The sequence below is a fragment of the Lysinibacillus sp. RS10 genome, from assembly GCF_041956855.1.
Taxonomy (GTDB): domain Bacteria; phylum Bacillota; class Bacilli; order Bacillales_A; family Planococcaceae; genus Lysinibacillus; species Lysinibacillus xylanilyticus_A.
Map to the genome: position 1 here is coordinate 4242054 of NZ_CP167122.1, position 21501 is coordinate 4263554.

The 21501-nt window shown below is 38.0% G+C and carries 12 protein-coding genes; 4 read left to right on the top strand and 8 right to left on the bottom strand.

The window, feature by feature from the left end; translation table 11 throughout:
• Positions 1-16 precede the first annotated feature (16 nt).
• The 5 genes from ACB089_RS21430 to ACB089_RS21450 all read right to left on the bottom strand — a co-directional run bounded on the left by ACB089_RS21430 (position 17) and on the right by ACB089_RS21450 (position 9065).
• Positions 17-1918 carry an N-acetylmuramoyl-L-alanine amidase gene (locus ACB089_RS21430; RefSeq protein WP_374963839.1) on the bottom strand — a complete coding sequence of 634 codons (1902 nt, stop codon included), beginning with the start codon at positions 1916-1918 and terminating at the stop codon, positions 17-19.
• Positions 1919-2157: 239 nt separating this feature from the next.
• Entirely contained in the window at positions 2158-3090 is a 933-nt protein-coding gene (locus tag ACB089_RS21435; RefSeq protein WP_374963840.1) for an NlpC/P60 family protein, read from the bottom strand.
• Positions 3091-3609: 519 nt separating this feature from the next.
• Positions 3610-4623, bottom strand: coding sequence for an S-layer homology domain-containing protein (locus ACB089_RS21440; protein ID WP_374967611.1), 1014 nt, complete (start codon positions 4621-4623; stop codon positions 3610-3612).
• 238 nt (positions 4624-4861) lie between these two features.
• Positions 4862-5512, bottom strand: coding sequence for an S-layer homology domain-containing protein (locus ACB089_RS21445; RefSeq protein ID WP_374963841.1), 651 nt, complete (start codon positions 5510-5512; stop codon positions 4862-4864).
• Positions 5513-5573: 61 nt separating this feature from the next.
• A complete protein-coding gene (locus ACB089_RS21450) occupies positions 5574-9065 on the bottom strand; it encodes a hypothetical protein (protein ID WP_374963842.1) in 3492 nt (1163 codons plus the stop codon).
• A 490-nt stretch (positions 9066-9555) separates the two neighbouring features.
• Between ACB089_RS21450 and ACB089_RS21455 the strand changes: the two genes are divergently transcribed.
• Both ACB089_RS21455 and ACB089_RS21460 read left to right on the top strand, forming a co-directional pair.
• Positions 9556-10233 (top strand): hypothetical protein, encoded by a 678-nt coding sequence (locus ACB089_RS21455; RefSeq protein ID WP_068986177.1) that lies wholly within the window; start codon positions 9556-9558, stop codon positions 10231-10233.
• Entirely contained in the window at positions 10233-11489 is a 1257-nt protein-coding gene (locus tag ACB089_RS21460; RefSeq protein ID WP_374963843.1) for an HlyD family secretion protein, read from the top strand. Before ACB089_RS21455 ends, ACB089_RS21460 begins: the two co-directional genes overlap by 1 nt.
• A gap of 297 nt (positions 11490-11786) precedes the next feature.
• Here the strand turns inward: ACB089_RS21460 and ACB089_RS21465 are convergent, their stop codons facing one another.
• Together ACB089_RS21465 and ACB089_RS21470 are read right to left on the bottom strand one after the other, a co-directional pair.
• Positions 11787-13280, bottom strand: a complete 1494-nt coding sequence (locus ACB089_RS21465; protein ID WP_374963844.1) for an S-layer homology domain-containing protein — start codon at positions 13278-13280, stop codon at positions 11787-11789.
• Positions 13281-13725: 445 nt separating this feature from the next.
• Complete coding sequence (locus ACB089_RS21470; protein ID WP_374963845.1) at positions 13726-16848, bottom strand: S-layer homology domain-containing protein; 3123 nt, start codon at positions 16846-16848, stop codon at positions 13726-13728.
• 680 nt (positions 16849-17528) lie between these two features.
• On the opposite strand from ACB089_RS21470, the gene ACB089_RS21475 reads away from it, so the two are divergent.
• Both ACB089_RS21475 and ACB089_RS21480 read left to right on the top strand, forming a co-directional pair.
• Complete coding sequence (locus ACB089_RS21475; RefSeq protein ID WP_374963846.1) at positions 17529-18953, top strand: MBOAT family O-acyltransferase; 1425 nt, start codon at positions 17529-17531, stop codon at positions 18951-18953.
• 10 nt (positions 18954-18963) lie between these two features.
• The gene (locus tag ACB089_RS21480) at positions 18964-20145 is read left to right on the top strand and encodes a DHHW family protein (protein WP_374963847.1); all 1182 of its coding nucleotides are present in this window, start codon (positions 18964-18966) and stop codon (positions 20143-20145) included.
• A gap of 231 nt (positions 20146-20376) precedes the next feature.
• Here the strand turns inward: ACB089_RS21480 and ACB089_RS21485 are convergent, their stop codons facing one another.
• Positions 20377-21381 (bottom strand): acyltransferase family protein, encoded by a 1005-nt coding sequence (locus ACB089_RS21485; protein ID WP_374963848.1) that lies wholly within the window; start codon positions 21379-21381, stop codon positions 20377-20379.
• Between the last annotated feature and the right edge of the window lie 120 nt (positions 21382-21501).

The window sequence follows — 21501 nt, forward strand, 5'->3', positions numbered from 1 at the left end:
AATGTAGCTTCTATTATTATTGTTTTGCGTAATATTGTGAAATCCCTTTGAAGATAGACTCAGCAAATAACTCAGCATATTGATCATCCGTCATTTTAGCGCGGTCTTCATTATTTGTGAGGAAGCCTAGCTCGACTAAGATAGATGGAATAGCCATGTTGCGAATTACATAGTATTGCTGTTCTTTGACACCACGATTTTTCATTTTTAAGTTATTAACAATTTGATTGTTTACAAATGTAGCAAGATCAACGTCTTCCTGATGCATATCACCTGTTGAAATAGCATAATATGTTTCAGTACCCTGTGCAGAAGTATTCGCTGCTGAGTTCACATGGATACTCACAAAGATTTCACCGTAATTAGCATTTGTAAAGTCAACTCGGTCTTGTAGTGAAGGATAGGTATCCCCCGTACGAGTCATCAATACCTTCGCACCTGCAGCTTCTAGTTTTTGCTTCACAAGTGTGCTGACCTTTAATGTAATGGCTTTTTCGGAATTAGAACCTACAACCGTTCCAGGGTCCTTACCACCATGACCTGGATCAATAATGATAATACGATCTTTTAACGCATTACCACTTTGATTTAATAACTTTAAGAAAGATTTATGGACATACCCTTTTTGACCATTATAAGTAACTTGTGCCCAATAACCGTTAATACTGTTCACTTGCACATATTCGCCCTTTTTCAACTTACCCACTATCGTAGAAGTAGAGTTAGCTTCTGTGCGAATATTTAAATTATCAACTGTCGCTCGTCCTAATAGATTACCTGAAACTGTTGGAGGAGTTGGATTTGGATCTGGCGTAGAAGGTTTTTCTGCTTCAACATCCTCTGTACTATTCGCTACAATATAACCTGGTAAACCATTCACTACAGTTAAATGATAGCCACTTACCGTCTTATAAACTGGTAACTTTGTTTTGCTATTAACTGTTGTAATAACTTTTGAAGAAGACGTTGGCTTTACGTAAACATTTAAATTTTGTGTTGCTGTAACCTGTTTTTGGACATTCCCTAATGCGTTACCATCTGCATCTAAATACTGAGCATACGTTTTATAAATATAAGCATATGCACCTTTATAGGTAACTTTTAACCAGTCTCCTTCAACCGCATAGACTGATAATTTACCGCCTGTATTGACAGTGCCTACTATATTAGCAGAAGATGAAGAATCTTTAGATTTACGAATATTTAATCCGTCAGTTGTTGAGGAAATTAATCCAATAACCTGTGATGTATCAGGTACAGATACACCTTTAACAGGTAGCTCTAAACGATACTCTTCACTTTTCGCACGCGCTACAAATAACGCAAATTGTGCACGTGTCACTTGGCTATTTGGGTTATAATTTTGACCGCTTCCCTTTGTAATACCGTTATAGTAAATCGTATTCACGTATTTCACGTACTTATTTGTAATACCTACATCCACAAAAGGAGAATCGATATTTTCATACTCACTTGTATCAAGGTTAAACGCTTTTGTTAAAACATGGCTCATTTCATCACGAGTTAAAGGCTTGTTTGGTAAGAATTGCCCCTTTGTATTTGTGGCAAAGTAACCAAGCTGTACAGCACGTTCTACATAACCTGAAAGTTCTGTGCCGACTTCTACATCTGAAAAGTTTGATTTATTGACAACTAATGGCTTGTTACCTGAAGCAACAACAACCATTTTGGCAACTTGCCCACGCGTTACGTTATTATAAGGTTTATAATACGTTTTTCCATTTTCCGTATATCCTTTAATAACACCTAAATTTACTAAATAATTGATCTCTTCATAAGCTTCATGATCTTTAGGAACATCTACAAACCCACCACTAGCTTGGGCACTATGTATTGTAAACATAGAAGCTGAAATGAATAAGACGCATAATATAAGACTGATTTTTTTGAGGTACACTGTCTTATTTCCTCCCTTCCTGTTCTCGTGTTCATTTTAGCAAAAATTCACAGACAAAACTATCATACGAACGTAACTATTCTACTATAATTTAGGCATCACCCCTCGATTATTGATATTTCATAAAAAGAAGAGAGCCTGCAGATGCAAACTCTCCTCAATTTATACATTATTTAAAAGAACTTCCCTGCATGGTATTACTTTAAACGTAGCCCTTGTCTAAGTAATACGGAATTTAATTATTTTTGTAATTGTTGTGCGCGTTCAATAAATGTTTGAAGTTGCGAAATTTTTAACATTTCATCGTAACCGAAGCTACCATTTCCTTTACCTTCTGTAATACCATTTGAAGCTAGAATTGAAACAAATTCATTTGCCCAATGATTTGAAGGAGCATCAGTAAATGTTACAACATCGCCTTGTTGTTCTAATCCAAAGGCATGTACTAATACTTTAGAGATTTGAGCACGTGTTATCGGTGAAGATGGGTTAAATTTACCATTACCATCACCATCAAAGATACCTAACTTCGATACAGCAGCAATCGCACCAGCATGTTCATATGTTGGTTTTACGTCTGTAAATTTCGTATTTTTATCGGATGTATCCAAGTTAAGTGCTTTAGCAATTTGCTCTGCCACTTCAGCACGAGAAGCGTAAACTGTAAAATCGATAGCAGCTTTCTTTACTTCTTCTTTAACAGCTTCAGCTTGTTCACTATCAAATGTTGCTACGCGTTTAGCACCAATGTAACGAGAACCCCAATAATATGGATCGTTTACATCTGAGTAACTAACACCTTTACCTGTTTGTGAGTGAATCATTTTTCCGTCACCAGTATATATCGATACATGTGAGATACCTTTACCACTAGTATTGAAGAATAGTAAGTCGCCCACTTGTAAATCGTCTTTTGCTACCGCTGTACCTTGTTCGTATTGTGAACTTGATGTACGGTTTAATTTAATACCTAAATCTGCAAATACTTTAGATGTAAAGCCTGAGCAATCAAGCCCTTTAGTAGTTGTACCTCCATACACATATGGAATACCTAAATATTTGGATGCTGTTTCAGTAACATCAGATGCTGTAGCTGCTTCAGCTGTATCTATGTGAGTTGTTGTAAATAACATAAAGGATGCAAAAATCGGTAATAACCATTTCTTTTTCATATTTCGGTATACCCCTCTCTGAACTTTTTTGCCTATAAATAGACTATCATAAAAGGTGCTATTTTAATTTTTCAATTGTGTAACGGTTTACAAAACGCAAAAAAACGCTGATACACCAACGTTTCCGTGGTTTATCAGCGTTAAAATATGGGTATTAATTAATGGATATCCCGGCGTTTTGTAACATTCCTGTAATATTAGCTATGCTTTGTTACAATAGAACACGAGATTAGGAAGTTCTAATGTAATAGTTACGGATTTGAGGTATTTTCACACGAATAATTGATTTACTTCGACTTCGCGGATATTTGCCTTGGCCGCGTGGAGATTTGCTTCGCCTTCGCGGATATTATCCGGCGGCGTGGAGATTTGCTTCGCCTCCGCGGGGATTCACCTCGGCTTCGCGGATATTTACCCCAGCTTCGCGGATATTCACTTCGCATCCGCGGGTATTTGCTCCGGCCGCGCGAATATCCACCACTACCCACGGGTATTTATTTTCCCCTCGGTCTGCTCAAGTTATTGACTAGAAAACAATTGCACCCAATAGTAATTTCCTTTGCTATCAATCGCAATGGCTACTCCGGTATTTGTGTAATTTTCACGCAAAATATTTTCACGGTGTGTCGGAGAGGCCATCCACGCTTTCACGGCCGCTTCTGGTGATGGGATGTTTCTTCCTATATTCTCTCCTAAACTCGTATATGGATAGTCGAATAATGTCGCTAGATCCCATGGCATTCCGTAATAAGGGGATTCGTGCTCAAAATAATGTCGATTCACCATATCCTGCGCCTTAATAACAGCGACTTGTGTTAAAGCTGCATCATGGGTAAGTGGTTGCAAATTTTTCTTTTGTCGTTCAACGTTAACTAAACGAATGACATCATTAGACATGGTTGATGAATAATTTTTTGTCGGTATATAAGACTTTGATAAAAAGTCATATGCTAATTCGAAATTGGTTACCTTCATTGAAAAGTCAAGACTTCGCTCAACCAAAGAAGCAAATTGCGCACGTGTGATCAATTGATTCGGTGCAAACTGTTGCGCATTGACCCCTTTAATAATACCGACATCTGCAAGTGATTCAATATAGTCTTTCGCCCAATGTCCCTCTTTCACATCGCTAAACTTACTTTTATTTTGGGAATCCACTTCAATTTGATAAGCAAGCGTTAACATTTTGGCAATTTGCATACGTGTTAAAGGTGCTTCAGGTTTGAAACAATCACCATCTTGTAAAATACCTAATTCAACTAAAGCGCAAATTTCTTTGTAGTTTGGATGGTTAATCGATATATCTGTAAATTTTGGCGTATATGTAGTATCCAGTTTTATCTGCATGGAACGAGCAATTGCAGCTGCAGCCTCTGCCCTAGTAATCGGTTGCTCTGGTCGAAAGAAGCCGCCCTGATCATTTGTCATATAGTGCTTCTCTAACATATGTTCTATTGAGCTACTAGCCCAATGTGATGGTGAAACATCCTTTGCAATATTAGCCGCCAATACTTCTTCAGATGTGTTCGCCAGAGATACATCGTATGATGTAGTCAGCAATATAAGTGACATACCAACAACACCAGAAACTTTTTTAAACATAGCTCCCTTCCCTTCATTCAGTTATGTATCGTACTCGGTTTTCCTGACGACAATGCCCCATGACTTCGGGTGATAAGCCTCAAATATACCATTAATTCCTATTTTTCCCTAGATGGTTTTTAAAAAAACACTCTAAGATTGCGGATAACCTAAGAGTGAGTCTTTGCTTTTATTCAACGCTAATAATATAAAAATCATTTTCGTTTTTTTGTAAGGTGCGATATAGGAATAACGCCATCTGACCGCGAGTAACGTCTGTATACGGAGAGAATGTTGTCGCACTAGTACCTTGTGTAATCCCGTAATTTAATAACGTTTGAATATACTTATTGGTTTCATTATCTTTTGTAAAATCTGAAAAAGGAGCAGATAATGTTGTTGCCTGTTGTAAATCAAAGCCAAGTGTCAGCATCTTTGCCATTTGACTTCGCTTAATAAAATGATCCGGATTATAATTTGTATTTTTTTGGATAATTCCCTTTTCAGCAAGTGCAGCAATATGACCGTAATATTTATGAGTGGCAGGTACATCTTTGAAGCCAGGATTTACTACATTTTTTGTCTCCAACTTTAGAGATTCAGCTAAAAAGTATGCTGCTTCCCCTCGCGTTAAATTTTGATACGGACTGAACGTAGTCGGTGTTGTACCAAAGACAATTCCCTGACTATATAATTCACTGACTGCTTTGTATAATTCTGCTTCGCTTCCACTATTTTTTATATCTGTAAAAGGCATAGTAGCTGCTTCTGTAGGAATGACTGCGACACAGGGTACTACTACTGCTGCAGTGGCAATAGCCCACGCTTTATGTACCTTCACATTAACGCTCCCTTTCCTCAAGGTCATAAAAATGAGGAAAAGAGGGACTGCCCCTCTCTCCTTATTCTAAACCTAATGTTCTTAAATGATCCTGTAAAATACGGTAATTATACACTAAATCCTGTTGTTCAAGCGTGAGTGCATCGTATGATTTTTGTGCAGCCAGTACTTTCTTTTCGAATGTTTTAGCATCTGGATCCAACTCGCCAATCGCTTCTACAACTTTTAACACTGCCGCTACATCTTTTTCTGCTTTCTTTAAAGTATCGTAGTTAAGGACCTGTCCTTTTACTTTAGAGTCTAATGCTTTATATGCCGCAGAAGCATTCGCTACATCTTGAATATATGTGCTGGAAGCCGGATTAAGACCTGAAATAATTTCTACAACCTTCTTCACGTCACTCATACTTTTCTCTGCTTCAAGCAAAATATGATAATTAGACACTCTTTGCTTATCTGCTGTATTTAAGCTATCGTAATCTTTTCGCACAGATTCGATCATACCAAAATACAGTTTATCGCTTGGTTTTAAATCTTCAATACTCTTATAAACTTTAATAACATTATCTAACGATAGAAGCAACTGGTCGTTATAAACATATTTACGCTGAGTGGCAGTAAGATTATCATATGCTTTTAAAATCTTTTGGTATTGGCTGTCCATATTTTTGGATGTCATCAGTTTATCAATTTCGTTGACAACACTCATAACAGGTTTAATAAGCTTTTCTTGCTCCTGCAATGTTTTATAGTTTTCAACAGACATTTGTTGATCTTTTGGTAACGCATTATATGCTGCGCGTATCTCTTCAATACGTTTAACATATTGATTTGGCTGGACAGACGGAAGCTCATCAATCATGCGCTGTACATTACCTGCCCCTAGGATACTTGACTCAGCGGCTTGTAATAAATTGTAGTTTGTTACATATTGCTGCATGTCCTTACTTAGAGCATCGTATAATGCACGAGCTTGTACAGTATCCGCATGGAATGTTTTACTAGACGGCTTTAACTTGCCAATTAATTCAATCACTTTTGCAGTTGGTTCATACTTTTGTAAAGTATCAATATTTTTCACATATTGCTTTTGATCCTTTGTCAGCTTATCGTACGCTTTTCGTGCTGAGTTTACTTGACTAACAAATTTACTTGAGCTTGGATCTAATGTATCGATTTGCACCATGGCAGTTAAAATAGGTTTTACTTGCTTTTCACGATCCGTTAACAACTTCACATTAGTAACAAGCTTTTTCTGTCCTGATGTTAGTTTGTCGTAGGCAACGCGGGCATTCATGAGCTTTGTTAAATAATCCGGATCATCAGGCACTGCCGCATCTATTAATGCAATAACAGTGTGTGCAGATTTCAGCTCAGTTTCAGCGGTAACAAGCTTTTCATAGTTTATGACAGCATTTTTCTTTTCTGCTGGTAATGCATCGTAATTTTTTCGCGCCGTATCTAAATCATTTAAAAACGTCTTACTTGTTGGTTTCAATGATTCGATTAAGCCTATTAATGTAGCAACATCCTCGACGGCAGCTAGTTGGTTATAGTTTGTAACACGCTTTTGTGAGGCAGGATCTAATGCATTGTATGCCTTACGCGCAGCTAAAACTTTTTTTGTATAATCCTTATTTGCTGGATTTAAGTCTGCAATTAATTTAATAACCTTCACAACATTAGCATTATTTTTCTCATAAGTTGTTAATGTCTTATATTGTGTTACTAATTTTTTCGCATTTTTGTCCATCGTTTTATACTCAGAAGATAACGCTGCCACTTTTGCTACAAATGTAGTATCTGGTTCATTAGCTAAAGCAATAACACGATCATCGAAATTTTTTGCTGTTGCAATATAGCCTTTTGCGGTTTGAAGAGCTGCATTATTTGTTACAAGTACTTTCGCTTCGGACGATAGCTTTTCAAAGTCTGCTGATAACAGTTCGACTGTTTCCTTATATGTTTTTTGCGAAGGGTTTAAGGCCATGATTCGTGTTACAATATCCATCGCCTCTACTTGATTCTTCAACGTTTTATAGCTTTTCACATATTCACGTTTTGTAGGGTCAAGCTTTAGGTAAGCTGTGTTAGCAGCCTTCGCTTTTTTCGCATAATCCTTCGCAGCTGGGTCTAGCTTTTCTACAAGGGATATAACATTTAAAACGGCTTTATGTGAACTTTCCCAGCTTGTTAGCTCCGGCAAATTGTTCACGATTTTCTTGACAGTGGCCGCGTCTATTTTTTGTCCCGCAGGTGCGACTGGTGTATTATAAGCTGCACGCGCTTTCTCGATTTGTGTAATTTTATCTGTAGTTGTAGCAATTTCCGCAATGAGTTTTTCAATTTCTTGCGCTGTTGCTATATTTGCCCCGGCCAATTCTAAGTCAGCGATATTTTTCACAAAATCTTTTTTAGCTAAAGTTGTTAACTGATCGCTTGCTGCCTTTACTGCAGTACGATAGTCGGCATTACTTGACGGACGTAATGCTGTAATTTGCTTGGAAACATTAGCCGCCCCCTGATATGGCTCAAGCTCTTTATAATTTGTGACTAAACGCTTTGAGCCTTCATCTAGTCTACTGTAGGCAGTTTCAATTGCTGTTACAGCACTAATAAAGCTTGCAGCAGATGAGAAGTCTTCTGGTTTCTTTTGCGTTAGCTGTGTAATACTAGCAATCACTTGATCAGCCGATGATAAGTTTGCTAACACATCTGTATATTTTTTATATGGTGTGACTGCTGTATTTTTAGGATTATGTGCTATAACAATTTTCTTTTGATCAGCTGTCAGCGTGTTCAATCCTGTCGTTACTTCAGTAGCAGCAGCAGCAATTTCAGTAGAAGTGGATGACTGGTTATCGAGAACAGCAATAAAAGAATCTAACTTAGTAATTGTATTCTCTACATCTTTTGCATCCTTGTTCATTTTCAAAAGCTTCTCAATATCTGCACCGTTCTGTTTAAAGTAATTAATACGCTCTGATTCGCCATAACCATATTGAGTTGATGTACCTCGAATTAAGGAAACAATGCCCTTTGCCTCTGTTGATGCAAGAGCTGTATTTACAGCATTCTCGAAAGTCTTTTGAACATTTAAATAAGAGCCTGCTTCTGTTTCTGAACCTAAAAAAGTAGTGTAATTTTGATGTAATTTTGTCACATCATCAAAAAATGTTTTATTTGTATAAGACAACTTACTTATTTCTGTTCCGATATTTTTTAATTTGGACAATAAATCTCGTTGTGCCACAACATATTCGTATTTCGCTTTAATGAAATTGATTTCATCTGGTTTGAAGTCTGTAGTACTTAAAACCGCTACATCTCCCTTTGCTACTACCATTTCATCATTAGTTGATGTAACAGATAGTTTGCCAAATTGTGCAATTGTTTGTGATCTAGTGTCTGTTGTTGCTACATTAACATTAGCAACTTGCTCCACGTGAGAACTTGTTTGAGGTTGTATTTCTTGAGCATTGGCAATCGCTGCCGGAGTTAGTAATAGACTTGTGATTACACCAACTTTAATCTGTTTCTTCAAAATGCCCACCCTTTCTACATTTAATAGGAAAATAAATATGTATCATTTAATTCTTATTTGCTACCTTTAGTATCGGTGCTTATCACTCTATTTCAAGCTATTCTCTTAAAGTTGCTCACCTTTACTAACATAAAGATAATTGTTATTTTTAGATTGAATAGTCTTTTTATAGGAAGTTATTGTTAGGATACTATATAATTGAAACAAGTGCATTGATCTGGTGCAAATTTTGGCAAAAGATGACTAATTACGAGTAAAAGTGCTAATAGGCATTATATGATCTTCCTAATAGATAGGCTTAGGAGTCAGACGTAGTGGTAAATATTGTGTCAAAAAATGCGCACATCGAGTAACAAAAACTTTGTATAATTGTCTTATAAAGACGTTTCTCTTTATCGAGGGAAATCCATGAAAAACTCAGCATTTCTACTATGTTATTTACCAGTAATTAGGTGTATACTACAACTTTAATATTTATTTACTAGAAAGGGAGCTATATATGTTTTATCAATATAAGTTTTGGCATAGCTTAATGCATCCCACTAACTTTACCCAGGCTGTCGAGCAAGGGGAAATAAGAGGCTATAAAAAACGATCCTTCACCGTTTTCCTGCTCTTTATGATGCTATTTGTCATTCGTGAGTATTGGGGTATGGGTACTGAAAGCTTAACAACATTATTTGCATCGAATCATCCGAATGAATACTATACAGCCCGTTTACTATCAATGGTTGGAGCTATTGCCTGGGGAATCATCTATTATTGCTTCCATTATTACGGCGTTACATACTTGTTACATCTATTAACAGACATCCCTTACAAATGGATTCAGAAGGTACAACTTTATGTAATGGTATTTTTACTTATTGAAAAAACAATTTTATTTGCTGTGTTTTATGCAGTTGGTTACACAACAAACTTCTCCTTCTTTTCACTCGCACCAATTGCTCAGCAAGTAATTGATACGGATTTTGTGCTATTTGCCATCAATCAAATCACCGTAGCAACTGTACTAACAATTATTGTGCAATACACGTTCCTTTCGAAATGGGAGGAATTATCAGAGCGTAAAGCTTTATTAGCGAAAATTATTGGGCTTTATGTATTAATGGCTATCTTTATTGGAATGGTTAGTGTGTTACCACTTCAAGAATGGCTGGCAAGGGGGTTAGGATGATGCGCTTTATTAAATCTAGACCTTGGACAAGTTTGAGTATTATTGTGATCGCATTATTAATCGGTGTAAATGCTTATTTTGTATTTAAGGACGATAGTGAAGTAGCAAGATCTTACTTCATCGATGAATTTCAGAAAGCTTCTACTGGTAAACGTGTAGAGACGGTTGAAAAGGATGCGATTGTTGCACCTTCACAAACTTATACGATTTCAGCAGATGCAAAAAGCCTTTCTGCCATAGATGTAAAACGCGGACAGGAAGTAAGTGCCAATGATTTACTAGCTACCTATAAAACAGAGGAAGTTGACGGTGAATTAACAAAGCTTGAGGCTGAACGCACTGCCTACGAAACCGAATTAGGTGATTTAGAATCTGCTTTAGATCAGATAGAATCCGAATACGGTGACAACAATGACCCAACAAGCTCTATTAATACCGATCAGATTAGTGATAAGTTAAATGTCTCTGTTCAATTTGAATTAGGGCAGCAAACTTCTCCATCAACAGCAGTGGCAATTTTAAACCGTCACATTGCAGAAACCACTCGTCAAGTAGCCTTAATGGATGCGCAAATAGCCCAAATTCAGGCACGAGAAGGCGTTATTTGCCCAGTAGACGGTGTAATTTCAAAAATCACAGAAGAAGCTGGTGCTGTGACATTTGAAATCTATTCATCTGAAAAGGCTATGCTTGCCTACTTATCTGAGGATGAATGGCAAAAGGTGAAAGATGGACAAACCGTTGATTTTAACTTGCAGCATTACAAAGATGATCTAGCAGGTGTTGTGTTTCAAAAACAAAAGATCACGACAAATAATGAATCCCTTTGGGCAAATGAATTAGCCAAATCTGCAACACTACCTCAACCTTCAAGCTACGAGGTAATATTGCATCCAGATGACATTCTAGAAGACATTCCATTTTCAACTGTTGGTAAGGCTTCAATTACCGTAAATGAAGCATCCGATGCGTTTAAGGTAAATTCTGATTGGGTAAAATCCGGAAAGAAAAATAAACATAGCGTTTATACTCTTGATGAAAATGGTAAAATACGCCTTGAGAAAATTGAGGTAGCCTTTAAAACAGTAGATTCTACTATTTTTACGGGCTCTCTAGATGTTGGAACACCTATTATTACAAACGAAGAACGCAATATTTTAGCTCGCTCCTTCCGTTCTATGCCTCTTAAAAAAATTGAGTGGCAGCATTTTAAAGAACTCGACTGGAAAGACTACGTGAAATATATTGTCTTTTAACATACAGAAACCTCCCCGAACATGTTGGGGAGGTTTTCTGCTGTAGGCGATGTTTTTAGTTTAATTGGTGATGTTCTCTGGTTTATCAGCGGTTTTGGCCTTTTATCAGCGGTGTTCTCTGGTTTATCAGCGGTTCTGGTACTTTTATCAGCGATGTCCTCTGGTTTATCAGCGATTCTAGCACTTTTATCAGCGATTTCTCTGGTTTATCAGCGATCCCGGCTCTTTTATCAGCGATGTTCTCTGGTTTATCAGCGATACATCAAGTTCTACAAACGATCACCATCTTTATTTATCTCAATGTTTAATTTCCATTTGTTCTTGTGTCGCTATTTCATAGTACATCGCAGTTACGCCACTTACCTCATAGACCATGCCATGTACGTATAGCTTCTCACCATTTGCTCCATTCAGGCGGATAGAAAAAGTAGCATCACCTTTTCCAACTCTTTTTACAGTGACACCCTTTTCTGAAAGCTCTACATCCACTATTTTATGATCATACCTCGCGCCTGTGTATTGTTCAATTTTGAAATCTTTCACAGTAAAGCCGATTTCGCTTTTTGGAATGAACACACTGCTTTTTTCAACTGCAGAAGTTGTATACAAATCATAGCCATCAGATTCTGCTCGGATGCCTATTCGTACCGACTGTCCTTTATCATCCGATAATGTTGCAATATAGTCCCCTGCTTGTGATAGCGAAAGCACATAGTTACTGCCCTTAGGAACAGTTTCTTCTCCCCAGTCTTCGAGATCAATCGGTTGATAGCTGTAGACTTTCTCACTCACTGCATGACCAGCAGCCGTAGTTAGCTCAATATTTTTCGGATTAAAACCTAAATCCTCCTCCAAAAACAGCGCTGAGCCTGGCGTAACCTCATCGGTTGGCTGGCAGTTAATTTGTAGCTTTCCATCTACTTTTGTTACATCAATTTTATATTTTTGCATTTCAATTATATTATAATTTTCTTCATTATCTATATTGTAGCCAATAAGTATGAAATAGCCCGATCCTTCTCGTAACGCCTCTACCTTCACATCATTATCTGCTTGAAGAATGCGGAAAAATTCATGCTCACCATCCGCCGCTAGATTGTCTGAAGAATAAGCCTCAATATAGTTTGAATCAAGCTCGCTTGCGGTAAATGTTTGGATAACTCGTTTAGCCTGCATCGCTTCAATACGATGTATAAATAACGCAAGCTGTGAACGTTTGACCGTCTCTTTTAAACCAAAAGTAGTTGGTGTAAGCCCCTTCGTTATATTATTTTCAAACAATGGAGCGACCGCATAATGAGCTTCTGAATATTTTACAATATCTTTAAATGGTAATGTCTGATCAACATTATCACTTTCTAACTGATACGCCACTGTTAGCATTCGCGCTAATTGTTCTCGAGTAATCGCTTGATTGACACCAAAGCTCCCATCAGCAAGGCCTGAAATAATCCCTTTATTTTCTAGAGCTGCAATTGCCCCGTAATATTCATCGCTCGGCTTTACATCTGTAAATTGTGGGTCCTCTACATTTTTAGTATCTAGTCCTAAAAGACCTGCTAAAATCTTCGAAGCCTGTCCACGCGTCACATCTGCGAATGGCTTAAATGTACCATCTGCATATCCTTTAATAATACCGCGTGCTGCTAAATCCTTGACCGCGGCACCATATTCCTTCGTGTAATCAACATCCGTAAATTTTTCTGCTGCCTGCGCAGTTGGCACTACTACAATAGCACTTGTCGTTAGAGCAGCAACTATTGCGCCCTGAAATAATGTATGCTTCTTCACTAGTTCAACCCCTCAACACATTTTATCTATCATACTATGATAATACGTGTAATGGAATCCAAAAATTTAATAAATTTCCATTATACATTCTTCTGCTTTTACTTTAATTGTAAGCGATTGATTGCCACTCCCCCTCTGTTTGATGGTCTATCCGTCGCTTTGGCTGTTCTTTCCGTCGCTAAAGATTAAAATTTCTCCGCGAACATTGTCGCTTCCGCTGCTAAAGATCCGTTTTTCGCCGCTATCATAGCCAACTCCGCCGCTAAAAGTCAGTTTTTCGCCGCCAACATAGTCAACTCCGCCGCTAAAGTTTCGTTTTTCGCCGTTATCATAGTCATTTCCGCCACTATCATAGTGGCTTCCACCGCTCCATCACCCAAAATAGATAACAAAAAAAACAGTGGAGCGTTCGATTTAATCGAACCTCCACTGTATAAAGTGTTTCTTAGTTTTTGAAGTCTTGCTTAGCTGTAACTTTTACAGGAGTTGCACTTTGACCACCAATGTTTACACGAGCATTGAATACGTCGTTTGCTTTGCCTGTAGCAGATGCAGTAGCTGTACCGTTATCGCTGAATACTACTTCGCCTGAAACTTTAGATAAAGTTAAAGTTGTAGCAGCAGTTGGAACGTTGTTAAATTTAGCTTGACCTTTTTCTGCACCAGCTTCAGCAACAGTTGCCATTACGCCGTATTGGTCAGTAACAACTACGTCAGCTAATTTGAAGAATGCATCTAGGTTGAAGTTAGCAGCTACATTGTAAGAAGAAGTTGTTACAGCGTTAACTGTTTCACCAGCGATGAATTTATCTGCTTTACCTTCTTCTACTACAGCCACTTTTTCTACTTTAGGTGCAACGTTAGAGAATGTTACTTCTTTCACGATTTCTTCACCAGTAGCATTGATTGTGATTGTTACTTTTGCAGTTGCAGTTTTCGCATCTTTATCGAATTCTACGTTAGCTGCATCGCCAGTCGTAACGTTACCATCTGCAACGTTTGTAAGAACTGTAGATTTTACAGTGTAGTCAGAACCTGCTTTAAGTGTAACTTCTCCACCATTAGCTGTTACTGCTTTCACTACGATGTCTTTGCCATATTTAGCTGGAATTAATTTTTCAGTTACATAGATAGGTTTGATATCTTCTACTTTATAAGAAGTGAATGAGCTATCTTTTACAACTGAGAATTGTTTAGAGTAAGAGCTAGCTTCGATTGCTTCGCCACCTACTTTTACAAGTTTGAATGTTACATTAGAAGTTGTTTTTGTAGCGCCTGCTTTGTATGCTACTGTGATTTTGTTGTCACCAGTACCGATTTCACCTGTTACTGTGAATGGTGCATCCTTGTCAGTAACTGCTTGGATTGTGTATCCTGCTGTTCCAAGTTTTGCAAGAAGCTCGTCAGATGAAATAACTTGACCGAATTGGTCTTCAACTACGATGTCTTTTGCAGTGATTTCTACTTTAGCATCAGCTAGTTCACGGATAGATGTGCTTACTTTGCTATTTAAGCCAGTGATTACTTTTGGTGCAGTTGTAGATTTAGGGATAACTGTTTGAGTTGCAACTTTACCAGTTGAAGATGTTACAACAACAGTTACTGGTGCGTTTTCTACTACTTTATCGCCTGCTACTTTTGCATAAAGCTCGCCGTCTTTTTCTACTAAAGTACCACCAGTAATAGAGATACCTTTAGATCCGCCTAGTACAGCAGTATCTTTAATAGCATTACCTTGTTTATCTAATACAGATAATGGGAATAGGATATCAGATCCAGCAGTAACAACTTTTGTTGGTGCGCCTAATGTAACTGTATCAGCACGTAAACCTTCAGCAACTTTCACTGTTGCTTGGCCGTTTTTACCAGTTGCTTTTGCGATAACGATTACGTTTGTATCACCATTTGCTACGATGCTAGTAACCGGAAGTACGATTACATCTTTGCCATCGATTGTTTGTTTTTCAAATGCACCAAATGTTGCAACAGCTTGGTTTGTATTTGTAACGATAACCTCATCTTTTAGACGGTTTAAGTCAGTAACTTCTTTACCATATTGGTCTTTTACAGTTACAGGAAGATAGAATTTATCTTTTGCTAAATTAGCATCTTCAGTTAACGTTTTGCCATCTTTATTGTAAAGAGCACCAATTGTTACATCAGTTGCTACAGTTTTAGCAGAAACTGTTACAGTTTTTGTAGTTGTAGTTGCAGTTCCACCGTGGATTACTGTAAGTACAACTTTGTCGCCTTCTTTAAGACCAGCAGCTTTATTAATAGTAATAGAGCCGTCTGCATTTGCAACTGCTGAATCAGCGCCTGCTGCAGTAAGTGTTAAAGCTGAAGCGTTTAATTTTGTAATATCTTCACCGTATTGGTTTTTAACTTGGAAGCCGATTGTAGCTGTTTTATCGCCAGTTGATGGAGCTACATCACCTAGAACTTCAATACCAGCAACTTTTTCGTCTTCAGTTTTTACAGAGCCAGTTACTGCTTTATCTGAAAGACCAGTTACGCTAACTGTGAATTCACCTTTTGTAATTTTGCTAGTTAATTCGATTGTTGCAACTGTTTTATCTTCGTTCCATGTAATAGAAGAGAAGTTAGATTTGAAGCCGTCTTTTTTAAGCTCAAATTTAGCTTTTTCAGTTTCAACTGGTTTGTTGAATGTTACTGCTAAAGTTTTTGCATTCACTGCATCAACAGATTTTACTTTTACGTCAGTTACATATGTAACTACAGCTGAATAAGTTTTACCATCGATCACAAACTCTACTTTTGTTTCTTTGTTTTCTGGAAGAGCAGTTTCTAATTTCACAGTATGTTTTTTGTCATCAGAAAGTGTTACTTCTAATGTTGTTGCATCTACAACTTTAGCTTCTTTAACAGTTAAAGTTTCACCTTGACCAATTTTAGTAATTGTACGGTGTAAGAATGATGCAAATTGACCGCGTGTTAATGTGTTTTTAGGATTGAACGCTTTCACGTTTGTAAGTCCAGCATATTCTAACGCGATGATTGCTTCACGATTTTCAGTAGCTGTAGCTTTGTCTAAATCCGTGATTGTCGTTTTGAAGTCAGATTCTTTGTAATCTGCTACTAAATCTACGTTATAAACAGTGTTGATCGCACGAACTAAAACAACTGCCATTTGTTCACGGCTCATGTTATTAGTATGCATTAATTTGTTGTTAGAGCCTTTGAATACGCCAGCATCTTTAACAAGTGCTGCATATTGTAATAATTCTTTGTCAGGAGTTGTTGTTGGTAAATCAGTGAAACGTGCTTCTGTTTCATAGTTTGCAGGAATTTCGTAGTTTTCTGATACTAACCATTTACCTAAGAATTTTGTTACATTTCCGCGAGTTACAACGGCATTCGGTTTGAATGTTCCATCTGGGTAACCAGCTACGATTTTAGCGTCTGCTAATGCTAAAATTGCATCCTTGTGGTCACTTTTTTCAATATCAGAAAAGCTGCTTGCTGCGCTTGCTGCTGGTACGATTGCTGATGCTACTAGGGCCGCTGATGCTGCGCCGACAACCCATTTACTATATTTTTGTTTCATATGAAAGAACCTCCTAGATAAATTAGCCACTTTTGGTGACTACGAATCTATTATAAGATTACGCGATAATAAATTTCAAAGGGCAAGATTTGGAATGAAAGATATGGTAAATGCTTATTTCTAAAGGGTTTTTAACCATATTTTAGATTAAAATATAAAACATCTCCATCCTGAAAATTAACAGACAAACCTTACTGCCACACGGAAAATATACCAATTTGCCCATGTCTTTTTTACCAACCATTTTTTCGACAAAAATCGACTTTTTACCAATATTTGATTAAAAACCAGTAGTGAACAATTCGTGAATTTACGTTACAATGAGGTAGGTAATTTATTCTTGCATTTCCTTGTTTATATTAGAATTATCTAGCAGTTTTGCAGATTATCAGTTATTTTGGCGGTTTTCACGATGTTATCAGCGATTTTGGTCATCTTATCAGCGAAGTTCACTGGGCGATCGGCGTGTTGACATTTTATCAGCGATGTTCTCGGTTTTATCAACGATTCGAGACATCTTATCAGCGATGTTCTCGGAGCGATTTGGGGCATCTTATCAGCGATCTTCTCAGTTTTATCAGCGATTCGGGGCATCTTATCAGCGGTGTTCTTAGTTTTATCAGCGATCATGGCGATTCTATTAGCAATTACATAATTATTAGAGATGGGGATTTGAAGGAATGGTTTTTAGTAGCCTTATATTTTTATATGTATTTTTGCCATTAGTGCTCATTGTGTACTTCATCTCTCCGAAGATGCTACGCAACACAATTTTACTGTTGGCCAGTCTGTTCTTTTATGCATGGGGCGAACCGAAATATGTACTTTTAATGATGATTTCAATTTTGCTCAACTATATTTTGGGGATTGTTATTGAAAAGACAGTTTCGCAGTCCAAACGAAAAGCGCTACTTTGGCTTGTTATTGTAAGTAACCTAGCCATCTTAGGCTATTACAAATATGCCGGCTTTTTTGTGGACATTATTAACAGTTACTTGGAGCAGCCAATTGAATGGGAGGCTGTACCCCTTCCAATCGGTATTTCGTTCTATACGTTCCAAGCACTTAGCTATGTGATCGATGTTTATCGCAAAGACGTAAAGGCACAGCGTAATTTTTTGGATTTATCACTTTTCATTACATTGTTTCCACAGCTTGTGGCAGGACCGATCGTTCGTTATCAAACGGTAGCTGAACAAATTAAAAAGCGTCTCTCTAAAGCTGAGGATTGGATGATTGGTACACGTCGCTTTGTACAAGGGTTAGCTAAAAAAGTACTGATTGCGAATCCGATGGGCGAAGTCGCCGATCATGTCTTCAGCTTATCAGGCGGAGATTTAACGACAGGTACTGCTTGGATAGGAATCTTAGCTTACTCGTTACAAATCTATTTTGACTTCTCAGGTTATAGTGATATGGCCATTGGTTTAGCACGAATTTTCGGCTTCCATTTTGAAGAAAACTTTAACTATCCGTACATTGCACAGTCCGTCACAGACTTCTGGCGTCGCTGGCATATTTCGCTTAGCAGCTGGTTCAGAGATTATGTCTACTTCCCACTTGGAGGTAGTCGCGTAAGCCATGAATGGAAGCTCTATCGAAATTTATTAATTGTGTGGACGCTAACGGGCTTTTGGCATGGAGCAAGCTGGACATTTATGGCTTGGGGTTTTTATTACGGAATATTAATTTGCCTCGAAAAATGGGTACTTTTAAAATGGTTGGAGCGTATTCCTCGTTTCTTACGCCATGTTTATATTCTTATTATCGTTATGATCGGATGGGTATTCTTTAGAGCGAATGACTTTACATATGCTTTTGAGTTTATCAAAACGATGTTTGGGCTCTCCGATGCGGCACTTTATAATTATGAAACGATTTTACTGGCAAAAGACTATGCCGTTTATTTTGTAGTAGCGATCATATTCGCTATGCCAATTTATAGACTTTATCAAACGTGGAGCGAGCAAAAAGCAACCGCTTCTCTATCTTTTGATTGGAGTCTACGTCTTGTACAAACAATTTACTATGGGGCATTGTTGCTCTTTATTACGATGTTTTTAGTAAACGCAACACATAATCCATTCATTTACTTTAGATTCTAGGTGGGACAATATGCGAAAAATACAAATGTACCTATTACCAATAACCTTTTTTTGCATCATTTTCGGTGGCTTCGTCGTGCATGTGTTAACGGTAGATCGTCCACAATCTGAAATGGAGAACCGTCCGTTAGAATCTGCAAACATTTCACCAAGCCCACAGGAGATCTTTTCTGGGGCATGGTCAAAACAAGTAGAAACATATATTTCCGATCAATTTCCTGCACGAGATACATGGATGCGTAACTATGTTTACTTCCAACGTGCAATGGGGAAAACCTACTTAAACGATAAGTACGCAGTTGATGATGACAGCGGCTGGATTATTTCAAAGCCCGCTGAAGCAAAATCTGATGAAGAGCTTGCTTCCTTCGCCTCCGATTTGCAAAATCTAAGCGAAGGGCTTGCTGAAAAAAATATCCCGTTTACGTTTTACTCACTACCAGCAAAGGCGACTTACTCACGTGAGCCAAGTCCAAGCTATATGCCTGATGATGCAGGAATAGCCAATAATGCGCGCCTACATGATCTTGTAACTGCTGCTGGCGTAGACAATATCCGTCTCTATGATGAAATGAAGAACGACTTTTCTGCTGAACGGAACTTCTACAAAACCGATCATCACTGGACAATGCGTGGTGCATACGCAGGCTACGAGGCACTCATGAAAACGATGAGCGAGCGACTCAGTGAAACAATTGAGCCGATTCCATACGAAGAAGCCAATACCTATTGCTTACCGAATAAGTTTGCTGGCTCATGGAATAAAATCTTGTACATGACCGTCGATAACCACGATGAAATTTGCTATAACGAGCCCGCTTCGTTCGCAACGCAATTTACAATCTATGACGGTACAATCGAGGATGGCGTCACGGCTCCGTACGAGTCAGTATACGGTCGTGCTAAACAAATGAGCCCTGACACAGTCGTAAACTATGCTGATGCCTACAGCCGAGACTTTGCAGAGCTCACGATTGTTAACAATGACTATGACAGCGACAAACATGTCGTCGTCCTCAAAGATTCATATTTTAATGCCATTCAATTTCATGTAGCCAGTCATTTTAAAAAGCTAACGGTTTTAGACTTACGTTATTTGGATAAAGATGTTATTTCTTATTTACAAAGCATGCACCCAGACTACGTCGTGCTTGCATACAATGACCGCAATTTAAAATTGATGCCCGAGTAGCGATAGCTTTTAGTGTGAATATTGTCTTCTAGCGGCGATATCGTTAAAGTTAGCAGCGGAATTTCGGCTTTTAGCGGCGCAACTTACTTCTTTACCGGCGGAACTCCGTCTTTTAGCGGCGCAACTTGCTACTTTACTAGCGATACTTCGACTTTTAGCGGCGCAACTAACTACTTTACCGGCGAACAAAAAAAGCAGTGATTTCTTTCATTAAAGAAATCACTGCTTTTTCTATGTGGCACGCTTTTTAATTTTCCCTACTACCCACTGACTATATGGAAGTAATGAAATCAACTTGGTCACCGCAATACAAACGACTAACGTCCACAGCATCAACAGTGGCACTCGGACTAGCGTGCGATCGAAGTGCTCTACAAACCAGCCTGTCGATAAACGCAGAACTTCCCAATGTATGAGATAGATCATAAACGAATATTGGCTCAGCACTCGAACCGTTTTCGTATAAGGTATCGACTGTCCCCAGGCAATTACTAGCAAGGCAATACTTAAAACAAGCGGCACTAAATCAAGGCGTCTCGAATGCGTATCTGTATAACCAAGCAGCATACGGATGTATAAAAAGGTACCAGATAACACGAAAAACACAATTGTCGCGTAACGATATTTTTTCGCAAGCGCAGCAATCTGCGTATAATACACCCCCATCGCATAAGCAATAGCAAAATACCCAAGCCACCCCGTAAATAATAAACGAAACATTAACTCATTCTCTTCAAAAATCGGATATGGTAATAAAATCACCGAATGATGAACAAGCGTAATCAGCATACATAACGGTAAAAACCAAGCCATAGACCACTTAAAACGTTTCATTAACGCAAAGACTACATACAGCTGCATAATGACCAAAACGAACCAGCCTACAAACTCACTGTAGAAGACATTGCGGACAAATTTTTCCCATAATAAGCCCTTGCGATAAATTGACTCTACAACTACTGCATCGATCATGGCCCATATTAAATAAGGTAGAAAAATATATTGAATTCTATTTGACCAAAAGTTACTCGGTATTTTATCCTGATAACGATTCGCCAAAATTAATATAGACAATAAAATAAACGTCGGTGTCGCATAACACAGCGCAATACGTAAAAACAGATAAAATGGCTGCTCCGGTATCGCACCAACTTCAATAATAATCCACGAAGAAGTGTGTAATAATAAAATAGATAAACACGCGACCACACGTAGTAAATCCCACTCTTTAATCACAAAACATTCCCCTAATACTTTACTTTTATCTCTAATTTAAGGATGTCATAGTTTGTCGAAGAATGCAATGGCAATACTAGCAATCTAATTTTTTACGCTATAATGAGGAAATTTAATAGA

Excerpts from the sequence above, each read along its gene's own strand:
- ACB089_RS21475 (WP_374963846.1), top strand. The coding sequence starts at position 17,529 with ATGGTTTTTAGTAGCCTTATATTTTTATATGTATTTTTGCCATTAGTG.
- ACB089_RS21435 (WP_374963840.1), bottom strand. The coding sequence starts at position 3,090 with ATGAAAAAGAAATGGTTATTACCGATTTTTGCATCCTTTATGTTATTT.
- ACB089_RS21470 (WP_374963845.1), bottom strand. The coding sequence starts at position 16,848 with ATGAAACAAAAATATAGTAAATGGGTTGTCGGCGCAGCATCAGCGGCC.
- ACB089_RS21460 (WP_374963843.1), top strand. The coding sequence starts at position 10,233 with ATGCGCTTTATTAAATCTAGACCTTGGACAAGTTTGAGTATTATTGTG.
- ACB089_RS21480 (WP_374963847.1), top strand. The coding sequence starts at position 18,964 with ATGCGAAAAATACAAATGTACCTATTACCAATAACCTTTTTTTGCATC.
- ACB089_RS21455 (WP_068986177.1), top strand. The coding sequence starts at position 9,556 with ATGTTTTATCAATATAAGTTTTGGCATAGCTTAATGCATCCCACTAAC.